The 16,293-nt window shown below is 59.5% G+C and carries 14 protein-coding genes; all 14 read left to right on the plus strand.

Features of this window, described 5'->3' with window-relative positions; genetic code table 11:
• Positions 1-14 precede the first annotated feature (14 nt).
• The 14 genes from FRT59_RS03010 to ispD all read left to right on the plus strand — a co-directional run bounded on the left by FRT59_RS03010 (position 15) and on the right by ispD (position 16,188).
• A complete protein-coding gene (locus tag FRT59_RS03010; protein ID WP_003189173.1) occupies positions 15-518 on the plus strand; it encodes an OmpH/Skp family outer membrane protein in 504 nt (167 codons plus the stop codon).
• A 3-nt stretch (positions 519-521) separates the two neighbouring features.
• The gene (lpxD, locus tag FRT59_RS03015; RefSeq protein WP_153870362.1) at positions 522-1,577 is read left to right on the plus strand and encodes a UDP-3-O-(3-hydroxymyristoyl)glucosamine N-acyltransferase; all 1,056 of its coding nucleotides are present in this window, start codon (positions 522-524) and stop codon (positions 1,575-1,577) included.
• 111 nt (positions 1,578-1,688) lie between these two features.
• Positions 1,689-2,129 carry a 3-hydroxyacyl-ACP dehydratase FabZ gene (fabZ, locus tag FRT59_RS03020; RefSeq protein WP_034118457.1) on the plus strand — a complete coding sequence of 147 codons (441 nt, stop codon included), beginning with the start codon at positions 1,689-1,691 and terminating at the stop codon, positions 2,127-2,129.
• Positions 2,126-2,902, plus strand: coding sequence for an acyl-ACP--UDP-N-acetylglucosamine O-acyltransferase (gene lpxA / locus FRT59_RS03025; protein ID WP_034118458.1), 777 nt, complete (start codon positions 2,126-2,128; stop codon positions 2,900-2,902). Before fabZ ends, lpxA begins: the two co-directional genes overlap by 4 nt.
• 2 nt (positions 2,903-2,904) lie before the next feature.
• Positions 2,905-4,044 carry a lipid-A-disaccharide synthase gene (lpxB, locus tag FRT59_RS03030; protein WP_034118459.1) on the plus strand — a complete coding sequence of 380 codons (1,140 nt, stop codon included), beginning with the start codon at positions 2,905-2,907 and terminating at the stop codon, positions 4,042-4,044.
• Positions 4,041-4,673, plus strand: coding sequence for a ribonuclease HII (gene rnhB, locus FRT59_RS03035; RefSeq protein ID WP_153870363.1), 633 nt, complete (start codon positions 4,041-4,043; stop codon positions 4,671-4,673). Before lpxB ends, rnhB begins: the two co-directional genes overlap by 4 nt.
• A 76-nt stretch (positions 4,674-4,749) precedes the next feature.
• Positions 4,750-8,271 carry a DNA polymerase III subunit alpha gene (dnaE, locus tag FRT59_RS03040; protein WP_034118461.1) on the plus strand — a complete coding sequence of 1,174 codons (3,522 nt, stop codon included), beginning with the start codon at positions 4,750-4,752 and terminating at the stop codon, positions 8,269-8,271.
• Between the two features lie 129 nt (positions 8,272-8,400).
• Positions 8,401-9,348: an acetyl-CoA carboxylase carboxyltransferase subunit alpha gene (locus FRT59_RS03045; protein ID WP_034118462.1), complete on the plus strand. Its 948-nt coding sequence runs from the start codon at positions 8,401-8,403 to the stop codon at positions 9,346-9,348.
• Positions 9,349-9,511: 163 nt separating this feature from the next.
• Positions 9,512-10,831 carry a tRNA lysidine(34) synthetase TilS gene (gene tilS / locus FRT59_RS03050; RefSeq protein WP_153870364.1) on the plus strand — a complete coding sequence of 440 codons (1,320 nt, stop codon included), beginning with the start codon at positions 9,512-9,514 and terminating at the stop codon, positions 10,829-10,831.
• A gap of 273 nt (positions 10,832-11,104) precedes the next feature.
• A complete protein-coding gene (locus FRT59_RS03055) occupies positions 11,105-12,736 on the plus strand; it encodes a CTP synthase (protein WP_034118464.1) in 1,632 nt (543 codons plus the stop codon).
• A gap of 5 nt (positions 12,737-12,741) precedes the next feature.
• Complete coding sequence (gene kdsA, locus FRT59_RS03060; RefSeq protein WP_153870365.1) at positions 12,742-13,587, plus strand: 3-deoxy-8-phosphooctulonate synthase; 846 nt, start codon at positions 12,742-12,744, stop codon at positions 13,585-13,587.
• 157 nt (positions 13,588-13,744) lie between these two features.
• Positions 13,745-15,034 carry a phosphopyruvate hydratase gene (gene eno, locus FRT59_RS03065; protein ID WP_003189193.1) on the plus strand — a complete coding sequence of 430 codons (1,290 nt, stop codon included), beginning with the start codon at positions 13,745-13,747 and terminating at the stop codon, positions 15,032-15,034.
• 171 nt (positions 15,035-15,205) lie between these two features.
• Positions 15,206-15,484 carry a cell division protein FtsB gene (gene ftsB, locus FRT59_RS03070; protein WP_003189195.1) on the plus strand — a complete coding sequence of 93 codons (279 nt, stop codon included), beginning with the start codon at positions 15,206-15,208 and terminating at the stop codon, positions 15,482-15,484.
• Positions 15,481-16,188: a 2-C-methyl-D-erythritol 4-phosphate cytidylyltransferase gene (gene ispD, locus FRT59_RS03075; RefSeq protein WP_034118466.1), complete on the plus strand. Its 708-nt coding sequence runs from the start codon at positions 15,481-15,483 to the stop codon at positions 16,186-16,188. The genes ftsB and ispD overlap by 4 nt, the downstream gene beginning before the upstream one ends.
• The last annotated feature ends 105 nt before the right edge of the window (positions 16,189-16,293 follow it).

Raw genomic sequence — 16,293 nt, forward strand, 5'->3', positions numbered from 1 at the left:
TGTAGGAGTACATCGTGCGTAAGTTGACTCAATTGGTCTTGCTGGCCACTGTGCTGGTAACCACCCCGGCCTTCGCCGAAATGAAAATCGCCGTCCTGAACTATCAGATGGCCCTGCTGGAATCCGACGCGGCCAAGCGTTACGCCGTGGACGCCGAGAAGAAATTCGGTCCGCAACTGACCAAGCTCAAGACCCTGGAAAGCAGTGCCAAGGGCATCCAGGACCGCCTGGTAGCCGGTGGCGACAAGATGCAGCAAGGCGAGCGCGAGCGTCTGGAGCTTGAATTCAAGCAAAAGGCCCGTGACTACCAGTTCCAATCCAAGGAACTGAACGAAGCCAAGGCTGTTGCCGACCGTGAAATGCTCAAGCAGCTCAAGCCTAAGCTCGACAGCGCCGTGGAAGAAGTCATCAAGAAGGGTGCCTTTGACCTGGTGTTCGAGCGCGGCGCCGTGATTGACGTCAAGCCTCAATACGACATCACCCGCCAGGTGATCGAGCGCATGAACCAGCTGAAGTAAACCATGACCGCGACTATCAAGCTCGGCGAGTTGGCCGAGTTCCTGGGGGCCACCTTGCGTGGCTCCCCGGAGAAAGAAATCACTGGGCTAGCCACCTTGCAGGAGGCTGGCCCAGCTCAGTTGAGCTTCCTCGCAAACCCTCAATACCGTAAATACCTGGTCGATTGCCAAGCCGCAGCCGTGTTGCTGAAGGCCGCTGACGCCGAAGGGTTTATCGGGGACGCGCTGGTGGTGGCCGACCCGTACCTGGCGTACGCAAAGACGTCACACCTGTTCGATCCCAAGCCGAAAGCGGCCGGCGGTATTCATCCGTCTGCCGTGATCGCCGATGATGCCCAGGTTGACCCTGCGGCCAGTATTGGTGCGTTCGCCGTGATCGAGAGTGGTGCGCGTATTGGCGCTGGTGTCACGGTGGGTGCCCACTGCTTTATCGGCGCGCGTTGCGAAATCGGAGCCGATGGCTGGCTGGCCCCGCGTGTGACGCTCTACCACGATGTGCGTATTGGTCAGCGTGTGGTCATTCAATCGGGTGCTGTGATCGGCGGCGAAGGCTTTGGCTTTGCCAACTCCAAGGGTATCTGGCACAAGATTGCCCAGGTCGGCGGCGTATTGATCGGTGACGACGTGGAAATCGGTGTGAACACCGCTGTTGATCGCGGGGCCCTGGCCGATACCGTGATCGGTAACGGCGTGAAGCTCGATAACCAGATCCAGATTGCCCACAACGTACAGATTGGCGATCACACCGCCATGGCCGCGTGCGTGGGGATCTCCGGCAGCACCAGGATCGGTAAGCATTGCATGCTCGCCGGTGGCGTTGGGCTGGTGGGGCATATCGATATTTGCGACAACGTCTTCATCACCGGTATGACCATGGTGACCCACTCGATTACCGAGCCCGGGGCCTACTCGTCCGGTACGGCCATGCAACCTGCGGCTGAATGGCGCAAGAGTGCGGCGCGTTTGCGCAAGATCGACGACATGGCACGGCGCATCAAACAGCTGGAAAAGCGTGTTGGGGACGTGACCCCTGGCGGTAATGCTTCATCAGAAGGCTGATACCATTTCCATATCAAGTGTGCACAGCCGCTAGACTGCCTCCTTGATTTGCTAGCGGGGCGTGCTTTTAGTTCGCCCGCCCCCAATCTTTATTACAGGCTTCCCCCCGAAATGATGGACATCAACGAGATTCGCGAATACCTGCCTCACCGTTACCCGTTCCTGCTGGTGGACCGGGTAGTGGACCTCAATGTCGAGGAAAAGCGCATTCGTGCCTACAAGAATGTCAGCATCAACGAACCATTCTTCAACGGTCACTTCCCCGCGCATCCAATTATGCCGGGCGTGTTGATCATCGAAGCGATGGCCCAGGCTGCCGGTATCCTTGGTTTCAAAATGCTCGACCTCAAGCCTGCCGATGGCACGCTTTACTATTTCGTGGGCTCCGACAAGCTGCGCTTCCGCAGCCCGGTCACGCCAGGTGACCAGTTGATCCTGGAAGCCAAGTTCATCAGTTGCAAGCGCCAGATCTGGAAGTTCGAATGCCAGGCGTCGGTGGATGGCAAGCCGGTGTGCTCTGCCGAGATCATCTGTGCGGAACGCAAACTATGAGTTTGATTGACCCTCGCGCAATCATCGATCCGTCGGCCGTATTGGCCGACGACGTTGAGGTCGGCCCTTGGTCGATCGTCGGCGCAGGTGTGGAAATCGGCGAGGGGACTGTCATCGGGCCACACGTGATCCTCAAGGGTCCGACCCGCATTGGCAAACACAATCGTATCTACCAGTTTTCCTCGGTAGGCGAAGACACCCCGGACATGAAGTACAAGGGTGAAGAAACACGCCTGGTAATCGGTGACCACAACATCATCCGTGAAGGCGTCACCATTCACCGCGGCACCGTGCAGGATCGCGCGGAAACCACCTTGGGTGACCACAATCTGGTCATGGCCTATGCGCACATCGGTCATGACAGCGTGATCGGCAACCATTGCATCCTGGTCAATAACACCGCGTTGGCTGGCCATGTACATGTTGACGACTGGGCGATCCTGTCCGGTTTCACCCTGGTGCATCAGTACTGCCATATCGGCGCCCACAGCTTTTCCGGCATGGGCACCGCCATCGGCAAGGATGTCCCTGCATTCGTTACGGTGTTCGGCAACCCTGCCGAAGCTCGTAGCATGAACTTCGAGGGCATGCGCCGACGCGGTTTCAGCGAAGATGCAATCCATGCCCTGCGCCGTGCCTACAAGACGGTATACCGCCAAGGCTTGACGGTCGAACAGGCCCTGACCGAGCTGACCGAACCCGCGACGCTGTTCCCGGAAGTCGCGGTGTTCCGTGACTCTATCCAGGCATCGACTCGCGGCATCACCCGCTGATCATGGCCAATCTGCGTATTGCGCTCGTGGCCGGTGAAGCTTCCGGCGATATCCTGGGTGCTGGCCTGATGCGGGCCCTCAAGGCCCAGCATCCAGCGGTGGAATTTATCGGGGTCGGTGGCCCATTGATGCAGGCCGAAGGTCTTACTTCCTACTTTCCCATGGAGCGCTTGTCGGTCATGGGCTTGGTGGAGGTCTTGGGGCGTCTGCGTGAACTGCTCGCTCGCCGTAAGCTGCTGATCAAGACGCTGATCGAAGAAAAGCCCGATGTCTTTATTGGGATCGACGCGCCAGACTTCACCCTCAATATCGAACTCAAGTTGCGTCAGGCCGGAATCAAGACCGTGCACTACGTCAGCCCATCCGTGTGGGCATGGCGGCAGAAGCGCGTGCTGAAGATCCGTGAAGGCTGTGACCTGATGTTGACCCTGCTACCGTTCGAAGCCCGGTTCTATGAAGAGAAGGGCGTGCCGGTGCGGTTTGTCGGCCATACCCTGGCCGATGCAATTCCATTGCAAGCTGATCGTGGCGCTGCGCGTGCCGAATTGGGTTTGCCCGATGGCCCGTTGGTGGCGTTGATGCCGGGCAGTCGCGGCGGTGAGGTCGGACGTTTGGGGGCACTGTTTTTTGATGCGGCCGAACGTCTGCAAGCGCAAAAACCGGGTGTACGCTTTGTGCTGCCGTGTGCCAGCCCACAACGTCGCGCACAGATCGAAACCCTGCTGGAAGGTCGCAACCTGCCGCTGACCCTGCTCGACGGCCAGTCCCACCTGGCCCTGGCTGCCTGCGATGCGGTGTTGATCGCGTCGGGCACCGCGACCCTGGAGGCCCTGCTGTACAAGCGCCCCATGGTCGTCGCTTATCGCTTGGCGCCACTGACCTTCTGGATTCTCAAGCGTATGGTCAAGAGCCCGTACATTTCCCTGCCCAATCTGCTGGCCCAGCGTCTGTTGGTGCCGGAGTTGTTGCAGGACGATGCAACGCCCGAAGCGCTTGCGCAAACTCTATTACCCTTGATCGACGGCGGCGAAGAGCAGACCCGTGGTTTCGATGACATTCACCGCACCCTGCGTCGCGATGCCTCGAATCAGGCGGCCGACGCCGTGCTGACATTGATCGGCCATAAACAGGAAGCCTTATGACCACGCAAATGGGCCTGGATTTCAGCCTGGTTGCCCAAGCCCATGAGCTGGTGGCCGGCGTTGACGAAGTAGGACGCGGCCCTTTGTGTGGCGCGGTGGTGACGGCGGCGGTGATCCTTGACCCGAATCGTCCGATCCTGGGCCTCAATGATTCGAAAAAACTCACCGAAGCCCGTCGCGAAAAGCTTTACGACGAAATCTGTGAAAAAGCCCTGAGTTGGCATATCGCCCGTGCAGAAGTCGAGGAAATCGACGAGCTGAACATTCTGCATGCGACCATGCTTGCCATGCAGCGCGCCGTTGAGGGCCTGCATATCACGCCGAAATTGGCGATGATCGATGGCAACCGTTGCCCCAAGCTGGCGATGCCGGCGGAAGCGGTGGTCAAGGGGGATAGCAAGGTGCCTGCCATTGCGGCTGCCTCGATCCTGGCCAAGGTCAGCCGAGATCGCGAAATGGCCGCATTCGAGTTGATCTACCCTGGATACGGCATCGGCGGGCATAAAGGCTACCCGACGCCCGTTCATCTGGAAGCCCTGGCGCGTCTCGGGCCAACCCCGATCCACCGGCGCTCGTTCGCCCCGGTGCGCCAGGCTTACGAGCTGCGCGAGAGCCTCAGCGAGGTGTAGTCGCGAGGCTGATGTTTTGCTCGAGGCCCGGTACAATCCGGGCCTTGTTGTCTCCACGTTTCTAGACAGGATCACTATGCCGGCTTCATTCGTTCATCTGCGCCTGCACACTGAATACTCCCTGGTCGACGGCCTGGTACGGATCAAACCACTGGTCAAAACCCTGGTGGGCATGAACATGCCTGCGGTGGCGGTTACCGATCAGAACAACATGTGCTCCCTGGTCAAGTTCTACAAGAACGCCATGGGCGCCGGCATCAAGCCGATCTGTGGCGCCGACCTGTGGCTGTCCAACAAAGACCCGGATAACCCCCTGAGCCGCATCAGCCTGCTGGCGATGAACGGCGTGGGTTACCGCAACCTTACCGAACTGATTTCCCGTGGCTTTATCGACGGCCAGCGCAACGGCTCGATCATCATCGAGCGCGAGTGGGTCGCGCAAGCCAGCGAAGGCGTGATCATGCTCTCGGCGGCCAAAGAGGGTGAAATCGGTATCGCGCTGCTGGGCGGTAACCCCCAGGAAGCCGAAGTGCTGGCCCGCGAGTGGATGCAGGTTTTTCCGGACCGCTTCTACCTGGAAGTGCAGCGCACCAATCGCCCCAACGATGAAGAGCACCTGCACGCGGCGGTGGCCCTGGCCGACAAGTTGGGTGCGCCGCTGGTGGCGACAAACGATGTGCGCTTTATCAAGAAAGAAGACTTCGAAGCCCACGAGACTCGCGTGTGCATCGGTGAAGGCCGGGCCCTGGATGACCCGCGTCGCTCGAAAAACTACAGCGAAGAGCAGTACCTCAAAAGCGCCGAGGAAATGGCGGAGTTGTTCAGCGACTTGCCCGAGGCCCTGGAAAACTCTGTCGAAATCGCCAAGCGCTGCAATATTGAAGTGAAGCTGGGCAAGCACTTCCTGCCCAACTTCCCGATTCCCGATGGCATGACCATCGATGAGTACTTCCGCAAGGTGTCGTTCGATGGCCTGGAAGAACGCCTCAGCGTCCTGTTGCCCAAGGACACCACCGAAGATTACGAAGCCAAGCGTCAGGTGTATGTCGATCGGTTGAATTTCGAGCTGGATATCATTATTCAGATGGGGTTCCCGGGCTACTTCCTGATCGTAATGGACTTTATCCAGTGGGCCAAAAGCAACGGCGTGCCGGTAGGCCCGGGCCGGGGGTCAGGTGCTGGCTCGCTGGTGGCCTATGTACAGAAGATTACCGACCTTGACCCGCTGGAATATGACCTGCTGTTCGAACGGTTCCTGAACCCGGAACGGGTATCCATGCCCGACTTCGACGTCGACTTCTGCATGGACGGCCGTGATCGGGTCATCGAATACGTGGCCGAGAAATACGGCCGAAACGCTGTAAGCCAGATCATCACCTTCGGTTCGATGGCCGCCAAGGCGGTTATCCGTGACGTGGCGCGGGTGCAGGGCAAGTCCTACGGTCTGGCGGATCGCCTGTCGAAGATGATCCCGTTCGAAGTCGGCATGACCCTGGAAAAAGCCTACGAGCAGGAAGAGATCCTGCGCGACTTCATCAAGGTCGATGAAGAAGCCGCGGAAATCTGGGACATGGCGCGCAAGCTGGAAGGCGTGGTGCGTAACGTCGGTAAACACGCCGGTGGCGTAGTTATCGCCCCAACCAAGCTGACCGACTTTTCGCCGATCTATTGCGATGAAGAAGGCGGCGGCCTGGTTACCCAGTTCGACAAGGACGACGTGGAGGCGGCCGGCCTGGTGAAGTTCGACTTCCTGGGCCTTCGGACCCTGACCATCATCGACTGGGCACTCAAGACCATCAACCGCGACCGCGCCAAGGTCGGCGAAGAACCGCTGGATATTGCGTTTATCCCGCTGGACGACAAACCGACCTACAGCCTGTTGCAAAAAGCCGAAACCACGGCGGTGTTCCAGCTTGAATCCCGGGGCATGAAGGAGCTGATCAAAAAGCTCAAGCCCGACTGCCTGGAAGACTTGATCGCACTGGTGGCCCTGTTCCGTCCGGGCCCGCTGCAATCAGGCATGGTGGATGACTTCATCAACCGTAAGCACGGCCGCGCCGAACTGGCTTACCCGCACTCCGACTACCAGTACGAGGGCCTGAAGCCCGTATTGGCACCGACCTACGGCATCATCCTGTATCAGGAACAGGTGATGCAGATTGCCCAGGTGATGGCTGGCTACACCCTTGGTGGTGCGGACATGCTGCGTCGCGCCATGGGTAAGAAAAAGCCCGAGGAAATGGCCAAGCAGCGTGGCGGTTTCATTGAGGGCTGTGCGACTAACAATATCGACGCTGACCTGGCGGGTAACATTTTCGACCTGGTGGAGAAATTCGCCGGTTATGGTTTCAACAAATCCCACTCCGCCGCCTACGGCCTGGTGTCGTACCAGACCGCCTGGCTGAAAGCCCACTATCCGGCGCCGTTCATGGCCGCGGTACTCTCGGCGGATATGCACAACACCGACAAGGTCGTGACCTTGATCGAGGAAGTGCGCACCATGAAACTGCGCCTCGACGCGCCGGACGTGAACGCCTCGGAGTTCAAGTTCACGGTGAACGACGAAGGCCGCATCATCTATGGCCTCGGCGCGATCAAGGGCGTGGGCGAAGGCCCGGTGGAAGCCATCACCGAGGCGCGCCAGGACGGGCCGTTCAAGGACCTGTTCGACTTCTGTGCCCGGGTTGACCTCAAACGCATCAACAAACGCACCCTCGATGGCTTGATTCGCAGCGGCGCACTCGACCGGCTCGGCCCGTATTTCCATGATGAACCGAAGGCTTACCAGGCCAATATCGACCGCAACCGCGCGGTGCTGCTCACTGCCATGGAAGAGGCGATCAAGGCTGCCGAACAGACCGCCCGTACCCATGACAGTGGCCATGCCGACCTGTTTGGCGGGTTGTTCGTCGAAGAAGATGCGGATGTCTACGCCAACCATCGCAAGGCCAAGGAACTGACCCTCAAGGAACGCCTCAAGGGTGAGAAAGACACCTTGGGTCTTTACCTCACCGGTCACCCGATTGACGAGTACGAAGGCGAGATCCGGCGGTTTGCCCGCCAGCGCATCATCGACCTGAAACCGGCGCGCGATACCCAGACCGTCGCCGGGATGATCATTGCCCTGCGGGTGATGAAAAATAAGAAGGGCGACAAGATGGGCTTTATCACCCTTGATGACCGCTCGGGCCGTATCGAGGCGTCGTTGTTTGCCGACGCCTTCCACTCCGCTCAGTCGCTGCTGCAGACCGACGCCATGGTGGTGGTGGAAGGGGAGGTCAGTAACGACGACTTTTCCGGCGGCCTGCGCCTGCGGATCAAGCGGGTGATGAGTATGGAAGATGCCCGCACCAACCTGGCCGAAAGCCTGCGCTTGAAGGTCAAGACCGAAGCGCTCAAGGGCGATCAGCTACGCTGGTTGGGTGACCTGCTCAAACGCCACCGTGGCGCATGCCCGGTGACCATGGAGTACACCGGCAGTGAAGCCAAGGCCATGTTGCAATTTGGCGAGACGTGGCGAATTGATCCTGCTGATGGCTTGATTCAAGCTTTGCGTGACCAGTTCGGGCGAGACAACGTCTTCCTCCAATACCGCTGAACGGTCAGAACGCCTGACCTCGGCTAAACATTTAATCTCGACCTAAACGCGCCTCTCCCTTAAGGTAGGGCGCGAATAGACAACCGGCTGGCCAGGCACCCCTTGGCCGTCGACCCAAGACGGACGCTTATGAACCCGAATTTTCTTGATTTCGAACAGCCGATCGCTGACCTGCAAGCCAAGATCGAAGAACTGCGCCTGGTCGGCAATGACAATTCGCTGAACATCGGCGATGAGATCGCTCGCCTGCAAGACAAGAGCAGTACGCTCACCGAAGACATCTTCGGCAAGCTGACCAGCTGGCAGATCGCGCGCCTGGCTCGCCACCCGCGCCGTCCGTACACCCTGGACTACATCGAGCATATCTTTACCGAGTTCGACGAGTTGCACGGCGACCGCCACTTCTCCGACGACGCGGCCATCGTGGGCGGTATTGCTCGCCTGGACGACCAGCCGGTGATGGTGATCGGTCACCAGAAAGGCCGTGAAGTGCGCGAGAAAGTACGCCGCAACTTCGGCATGCCGCGTCCGGAAGGCTACCGCAAGGCTTGCCGCCTGATGGAAATGGCCGAACGCTTCAAGATGCCGATCCTGACCTTCATCGACACCCCGGGTGCCTACCCAGGCATCGACGCCGAAGAGCGTAACCAGAGTGAAGCGATTGCCTGGAACCTGCGCGTCATGGCCCGCCTGAAAACCCCGATCATCGCCACCGTAATCGGTGAAGGTGGTTCCGGTGGTGCACTGGCCATTGGTGTCTGCGACCAGTTGAACATGCTGCAGTACTCGACCTACGCGGTGATCTCGCCGGAAGGTTGCGCCTCGATCCTGTGGAAAACCGCCGAAAAAGCGCCGGATGCTGCTGAAGCCATGGGTATCACTGCCGATCGCCTCAAAGGCCTGGGTATTGTGGATAAAGTTATCGCCGAACCACTGGGCGGCGCTCACCGTGATCCGGCTGCAGCTGCCGCGACCATCCGTGCCGAGTTGGGCTCGCAACTGGCGATGCTCAAGAAGCTGGATAGCGAAGCGCTACTGGCCCGTCGTTACGAGCGCCTGATGAGCTACGGTCTCTAAAGTCGACGCCGTAACTCAATGTGGGAGGGGGCTTGCTCCCGATAGCAGTGGATCAGTCACCCGATGCAGTGACTGACACTCAGCAATCGGGAGCAAGCCCCCTCCCACATTTGCTTTGTGTATGCTCGGCCCACGTATTCCAGATTTGCGGCGGTGACATCTGATGAAACCGGCTCTACCCGCCAGACTCCTGAAAACCTTGGCCCCTTGGCGCAATGCCCCGGCCTGGCATATCGCATTCTCCGGTGGCCTCGATTCCACCGTGCTGCTGCACCTTCTGGCTTCCCTGGCAAACACCGAAACCCTGCCGCCCATCAGCGCTGTGCATGTCCATCATGGGCTGCAAGCGGCCGCTGACGCCTGGCCCAGTCATTGCCAAGCGTTATGTGACAGCCTGGGCATACCTTTGCAGGTTTTGCGTGTACAGGTGCAACCCGGTGCCAGCCTGGAGCGGGCTGCGCGTAACGCACGTTACCAGGCGTTTACCGAGGTGATCGGGGCGGGGGAGGTGCTGCTCACCGCCCAGCATCGCGACGATCAAGCCGAAACCCTGCTGTTCCGCCTGTTGCGCGGCGCTGGAGTGCGTGGGCTGGCGGCAATGCCCGAGTGTCGCCGGTTGGCGACGGGGTGCGTGGTGCGGCCATTGCTGGCGGTTTCCCGCGGAGCACTGCAAGCCTACGCCCACGAACACCAATTGAAGTGGCTTGAAGACCCTTCGAACGCCGATCCACGGTTCTCGCGCAATTACCTGCGTCACCAGGTCTTTCCAACGCTGACGCAGCGCTGGCCCCAGGCAGTCTCAAGCCTGGCGCGCACTGCCGAGCACCTGAGTGAAGCCCAGGGCCTGCTCGATGAGCTGGCGCACATGGACCTGATCGCTGCGGATCAGCCTTCAGCGTTTCCCTGGTTGCCTTTACCCTCCTTGACTCTTGCTCCGTTGCGCGATCTTTCCGATGCCCGCCAGCGCAACGCCCTGCGGCATTGGCTGACTCCGCTGACTCGATTGCCTGACAGCGACCACTGGGCCAGTTGGTATGCCCTGCGCGATGCCAAAGGCGACGCACAGCCAGTGTGGTGCCTGGCCGACGGCCAATTGCATCGCTGCGGTGAGCGGATCTGGTGGTTGCCTACAGCATGGTCGGAGTTTTCTGACGTACCGGTGAGCTGGCCGGATCCGCAAATGCCACTAGAGTTACCTGGCAATGGTCAGCTGAGCTTCAGCCGCAATGCCTCCGAAGGCCCATTGGTGATCCGTTATCGCCAGGGCGGCGAAATCGTCGAAGTGCCAGGCCGCGGCAGGCGCGACTTGAAGCGCCTGCTGAATGAAAGTGGTTTGCCGGGCTTCGTCCGTGGCAGATTGCCGCTGGTCTATCGGGGCGAGCAATTGCTGGCTGTCCCAACCGTCGCGGGGGCATGGGCCGGCTCAATGGATGACGGGCAATTACATTGGTTGCCACAGACCTGCGATCAAGGTTTGAGCTGATAGAGCCTTTCCGGTAGACTACGCTCCCTTCTTGATACAACTTCTGTGGATTCGACTGAATTGCAGCAGTTGCCGATTACCAAGCAGTCTTTGCTGGGCGATTCCAAAAAATGTGTAGCGATCAACGTACCGGTGTTTCATTGCTGGTCTGTCACAACGCGGCGGTTTTTTTGAAAGGTGCACTGTGATTAATGCAGGTGATCGGGGGCTTCGGCCTTCCTTCGCTTTCCCCGGCGGCTCGGACCGCTTTAACGCAGACTTCTAGGGTTTTTCATGACGCGCTACATATTCGTCACGGGCGGTGTTGTTTCTTCATTGGGGAAAGGCATTGCCTCCGCTTCATTGGCGGCCATCCTGGAGGCGCGGGGACTTAAGGTCACCATGCTCAAGCTGGACCCGTACATCAACGTTGACCCGGGCACCATGAGCCCGTTCCAGCACGGTGAAGTGTTCGTCACCCACGACGGCGCCGAGACCGACCTGGACCTGGGCCACTACGAGCGGTTCATCCGCACGACCATGACCCAGAACAACAACTTCACCACTGGCCGTGTCTACGAGCACGTGCTGCGCAAGGAGCGCCGTGGTGACTACCTGGGTGCAACCATCCAGGTGATCCCGCACATCACCGACGAAATCAAGCGCCGCATCATCAAGGGTGCCGGCGATGCCGACGTGGCGATGGTCGAGATCGGTGGCACCGTGGGTGACATTGAATCCCAACCGTTCCTCGAAGCCATCCGCCAGCTGCGTTTCGAAGTCGGCGCCAAGCGCGCGATGCTGATGCACCTGACGCTGGTGCCGTACATCGCCACCGCCGGCGAAACCAAGACCAAGCCAACCCAGCATTCGGTCAAGGAACTGCGTTCCATCGGCCTGCAGCCGGACGTGCTGGTGTGCCGCTCCGATCACCCGATCGACATTTCCTCGCGCCGCAAGATCGCGCAATTCACCAACGTTGAAGAACGTGCGGTGATTGCCCTGGAAGACGCCGATACCATCTACAAGATCCCGGGCATCCTGCATTCGCAGGGGCTGGATGATTTTGTGGTTGAGCGTTTCGGCCTGCAGTGCAATGGCGCTGACCTGTCCGAGTGGGAAGCGGTGGTCGATGCCAAGCTCAACCCTGAGCATGAAGTCACCATCGCCATGGTCGGCAAGTACATGGAGCTGCTGGATGCGTACAAGTCGCTGATCGAAGCGATGAGTCACGCCGGCATCAGCAACCGTACCAAGGTCAACCTGCGCTACATCGATTCCGAAGACATCGAGAACCAGGGCACCGCGCTGCTCGAAGGTGTCGACGCGATCCTCGTTCCAGGCGGTTTCGGCCTGCGTGGCGTGGAAGGCAAGATCACCGCGGTGCAATACGCCCGTGAAAACAAGGTGCCGTACCTGGGTATCTGCCTGGGCATGCAAGTGGCCGTCATCGAGTTCGCGCGTAACGTGCTGGGCTGGAAAGACGCCAACTCCACCGAGTTCGATCACACCAGCGGCCACCCGGTCGTGGGCCTGATCACCGAGTGGGAAGACGCCACCGGCGCTGTTGAAACCCGTACCGAAACTTCCGACCTGGGCGGCACCATGCGCCTTGGCGCACAGGATTGCCTGCTGGAAGCCGGTTCGCTGGTACACGACTGCTACGGCAAGGATGTGATCGTCGAGCGTCACCGTCACCGCTACGAAGTGAACAACAATCTGCTGCCGCAGATCAAAGAAGCCGGCCTGAAAATCTCCGGTCGCTCCGGTGATGGCAAACTGGTTGAAGTGGTCGAGGCGCCGGATCATCCGTGGTTCGTGGCCTGCCAGTTCCACCCTGAGTTCACCTCGACGCCGCGCGACGGTCACCCGTTGTTCAGCGGTTTCGTCAAAGCAGCACTGACGCAACATCAGAAGAAGGCGTAAACCTGATGGCCCAGAAGATCATTCGCGTAGGCGACATCGAGATTGCCAACGACAAGCCCATGGTGCTGTTCGGCGGCATGAACGTGCTGGAAAGTCGCGACATGGCAATGCAGGTCTGTGAAGAGTACGTGCGGGTCACCCAGAAACTGGGTATCCCTTATGTGTTCAAGGCCAGCTTCGACAAGGCCAACCGTTCGTCCGTGACCTCCTATCGCGGCCCGGGCCTTGAAGAAGGCATGCGGATCTTCCAGGACATCAAGCAAGCCTTCGGCGTGCCGATCATCACCGACGTCCACGAGCCTGAACAGGCTGCCGTGGTCGCCGAGGTGTGCGACATCATCCAGCTGCCGGCCTTCCTGTCACGCCAGACCGACCTCGTGGTCGCCATGGCCAAGACCGGCGCTGTGATCAATATCAAGAAAGCCCAGTTCCTCGCGCCCCAGGAAATGAAACACATCCTGAGCAAGTGTGTGGAGGCGGGTAACGACCAGTTGATCCTCTGTGAGCGTGGTTCGAGCTTCGGCTACAACAACCTCGTGGTGGACATGCTCGGTTTCGGCATCTTGAAGCAGTTCGAATACCCGGTGTTCTTCGACGTGACCCACGCGCTGCAAATGCCCGGTGGTCGCTCGGACTCTGCTGGCGGGCGGCGTGCCCAGGTGACCGACCTGGCCAAGGCGGGCATGAGCCAGTCCCTGGCTGGCCTGTTCCTCGAAGCGCACCCGGATCCGGACAACGCCAAGTGCGACGGCCCATGCGCCCTGCGCCTGGACAAGCTGGAGCCATTCCTGGCCCAACTCAAGCAGTTGGACGAGCTGGTCAAGAGTTTTCCGACAGTAGAGACCGCGTAACTGCCATTTCTCCGGTAAAGTATCCCACGCTAAATGCTCAGGCCCTTGGGCCTGAGCCTTGTCGTCTGCAAGCCTGCCCCGTTGTTCCACCCTTGCGGTCGGTCAAAAGATTTCCTTCAGCTGCGTCGTTTTCGTCAACTTTGGAGTGTTTACAACAATGGCAAAAATCGTCGACATCAAAGGTCGTGAAGTTCTCGACTCCCGTGGCAACCCCACCGTCGAAGCCGACGTGCTTCTCGATAACGGCATCATCGGCAGCGCCTGCGCGCCGTCCGGTGCTTCCACCGGTTCGCGCGAAGCGCTGGAACTGCGTGATGGCGACAAGAGCCGTTACCTGGGCAAGGGTGTACTCAAGGCTGTAGCCAACATCAACGGTCCGATTCGTGACCTGTTGCTGGGCAAGGACCCGCTGGACCAGAAAGCCCTGGACCACGCGATGATCAAGCTCGATGGCACCGAAAACAAAGGCAGCCTGGGCGCCAACGCGATCCTCGCCGTCTCCCTGGCTGCTGCCAAGGCCGCTGCCCAGGACCAGGACCTGCCGTTGTACGCGCACATTGCCAACCTGAACGGCACTCCAGGCGTGTACTCGATGCCGGTTCCGATGATGAACATCATCAACGGTGGCGAGCACGCTGATAACAACGTCGACATCCAGGAATTCATGGTGCAGCCGGTGGGCGCCAAGTCCTTCTCCGAAGGCCTGCGCATGGGTACCGAGATTTTCCATCACCTCAAGGCTGTACTGAAGGCCCGTGGCCTGAGCACCGCAGTAGGTGACGAAGGTGGTTTCGCACCGAACCTGGCCTCCAACGAAGATGCACTGAAAGTGATCTCCGAAGCCGTGGCCAACGCTGGCTACAAACTGGGCACCGACGTGACCCTGGCTTTGGACTGCGCTGCCAGCGAGTTCTACGAAGACGGCAAGTACAACCTGTCCGGCGAAGGCCAGGTGTTCAACTCCGAAGGTTTCGCTGAATACCTCAAGGGCCTGACCCAGCGCTACCCGATCATCTCGATCGAAGACGGCCTGGACGAGTCCGACTGGGATGGTTGGAAAATCCTCACCGACAAGATCGGCGAGAAAATCCAGCTTGTGGGTGACGACCTGTTCGTGACCAATACCAAGATCCTGAAAGAAGGCATCGACAAGAAGATCGCCAACTCGATCCTGATCAAGTTCAACCAGATCGGCACCCTGACCGAAACCCTTGAAGCCATCCAGATGGCCAAGGCTGCGGGCTACACCGCCGTGATCTCCCACCGCTCCGGCGAAACCGAAGACTCCACCATTGCCGACCTGGCCGTGGGTACTTCGGCGGGCCAGATCAAGACCGGTTCCCTGTGCCGTTCTGATCGCGTTTCCAAGTACAACCAATTGCTGCGCATCGAAGAGCAATTGGCAGGTAAAGCCAAGTACAACGGTCGCGGTGAGTTTCGCGGTTAATCAGTAAATGGTAAAAAGTCGGCGGATTGCGTCAGAAATCTCACGAAAGTATGAATTTCGGCGCTAATCTGCTGACTGACAAGCGCAAGCCTGGTTTTTCCAGGCTTCGTGCTATCAGTTGCTGCAAAAGGTTTGCATGACTGTCTTTTTTCACTGGATACCCGGATTTCGATGCGCAGTCCCAATTGGTTGTTCCTCGTCTTGCTCTTGTTGCTGGCTGGCCTGCAGTACCGCCTATGGGTCGGTAATGGCAGCTTTGCGCAGGTGGAAGAGCTGACCCAGCAAATTGCCGACCAGCGTGCCGAAAACGAACGCCTGCTGGAGCGCAACCGCGTCCTGGATGCCGAAGTGCTTGAGCTGAAAAAAGGTACGGAGACCGTTGAAGAGCGGGCTCGCCATGAGTTGGGCATGGTCAAGGAGGGCGAAACCCTCTACCAGTTGGCCCAATGAATAATGCTTTACCGGCCTTTTGGGCCGTGATTCCTGCCGCGGGCGTCGGTGCCCGTATGGCCGCGGACCGTCCCAAGCAATACCTGCAATTGGGCGGGCGCACTATTCTCGAACACAGCCTCGGCTGTTTTCTCGACCATCCAGCGCTCAAGGGCCTGGTGGTCAGTCTTGCAGATGATGATCCTTATTGGCCCACCTTGGCGTGCGCCACTGACCCGCGTATCCAGCGTGCGGACGGCGGCTTGGAACGCTCCGGCTCGGTGCTCAATGCACTGCTGCACCTCAACGCCCTGGGCGCCAGTGATGACGACTGGGTGTTGGTGCACGATGCTGCGCGGCCTAACTTGAGCCGCGATGACCTCGACAAGCTCCTGGCGGAATTGGCCGATGATCCAGTGGGCGGCTTGCTGGCGGTACCCGCCCGCGACACCCTCAAGCGTGTCGACAAGCATGGCCGCGTGGTTGAAACCGTTGACCGCAGCCTGATCTGGCAGGCTTACACGCCGCAGATGTTCCGCTTGGGTGCCTTGCACCGCGCCTTGGCCGACAGCCTGGTAGCGGACGCCGTGATCACCGACGAAGCTTCGGCCATGGAATGGTCTGGCCAGGCGCCGCGGCTGATTGAAGGGCGTGCGGATAATATCAAGGTGACCCGCCCTGAAGATCTGGAGTGGTTGCGGTTGCGGTGGGCGAACCGCGGGTAGGCAGTTAAACAGCGTCGACTTCATCGCAGGCAAGCCAGCTTCCACCTTCAACCGCGTTTACCCTGTAGGCATGCGGTCAATGTGGGAGAGGCCGGCACAAACAGC

This window comes from Pseudomonas haemolytica (assembly GCF_009659625.1).
Classification (GTDB): domain Bacteria; phylum Pseudomonadota; class Gammaproteobacteria; order Pseudomonadales; family Pseudomonadaceae; genus Aquipseudomonas; species Aquipseudomonas haemolytica.

Bases quoted from the DNA above. Each gene is read 5' to 3' on its own strand.
- lpxD (WP_153870362.1), top strand. From the start codon at position 522: ATGACCGCGACTATCAAGCTCGGCGAGTTGGCCGAGTTCCTGGGGGCC.
- fabZ (WP_034118457.1), top strand. From the start codon at position 1,689: ATGATGGACATCAACGAGATTCGCGAATACCTGCCTCACCGTTACCCG.
- lpxA (WP_034118458.1), top strand. From the start codon at position 2,126: ATGAGTTTGATTGACCCTCGCGCAATCATCGATCCGTCGGCCGTATTG.
- lpxB (WP_034118459.1), top strand. From the start codon at position 2,905: ATGGCCAATCTGCGTATTGCGCTCGTGGCCGGTGAAGCTTCCGGCGAT.
- rnhB (WP_153870363.1), top strand. From the start codon at position 4,041: ATGACCACGCAAATGGGCCTGGATTTCAGCCTGGTTGCCCAAGCCCAT.
- dnaE (WP_034118461.1), top strand. From the start codon at position 4,750: ATGCCGGCTTCATTCGTTCATCTGCGCCTGCACACTGAATACTCCCTG.
- FRT59_RS03045 (WP_034118462.1), top strand. From the start codon at position 8,401: ATGAACCCGAATTTTCTTGATTTCGAACAGCCGATCGCTGACCTGCAA.
- tilS (WP_153870364.1), top strand. From the start codon at position 9,512: ATGAAACCGGCTCTACCCGCCAGACTCCTGAAAACCTTGGCCCCTTGG.
- FRT59_RS03055 (WP_034118464.1), top strand. From the start codon at position 11,105: ATGACGCGCTACATATTCGTCACGGGCGGTGTTGTTTCTTCATTGGGG.
- kdsA (WP_153870365.1), top strand. From the start codon at position 12,742: ATGGCCCAGAAGATCATTCGCGTAGGCGACATCGAGATTGCCAACGAC.
- eno (WP_003189193.1), top strand. From the start codon at position 13,745: ATGGCAAAAATCGTCGACATCAAAGGTCGTGAAGTTCTCGACTCCCGT.
- ftsB (WP_003189195.1), top strand. From the start codon at position 15,206: ATGCGCAGTCCCAATTGGTTGTTCCTCGTCTTGCTCTTGTTGCTGGCT.
- ispD (WP_034118466.1), top strand. From the start codon at position 15,481: ATGAATAATGCTTTACCGGCCTTTTGGGCCGTGATTCCTGCCGCGGGC.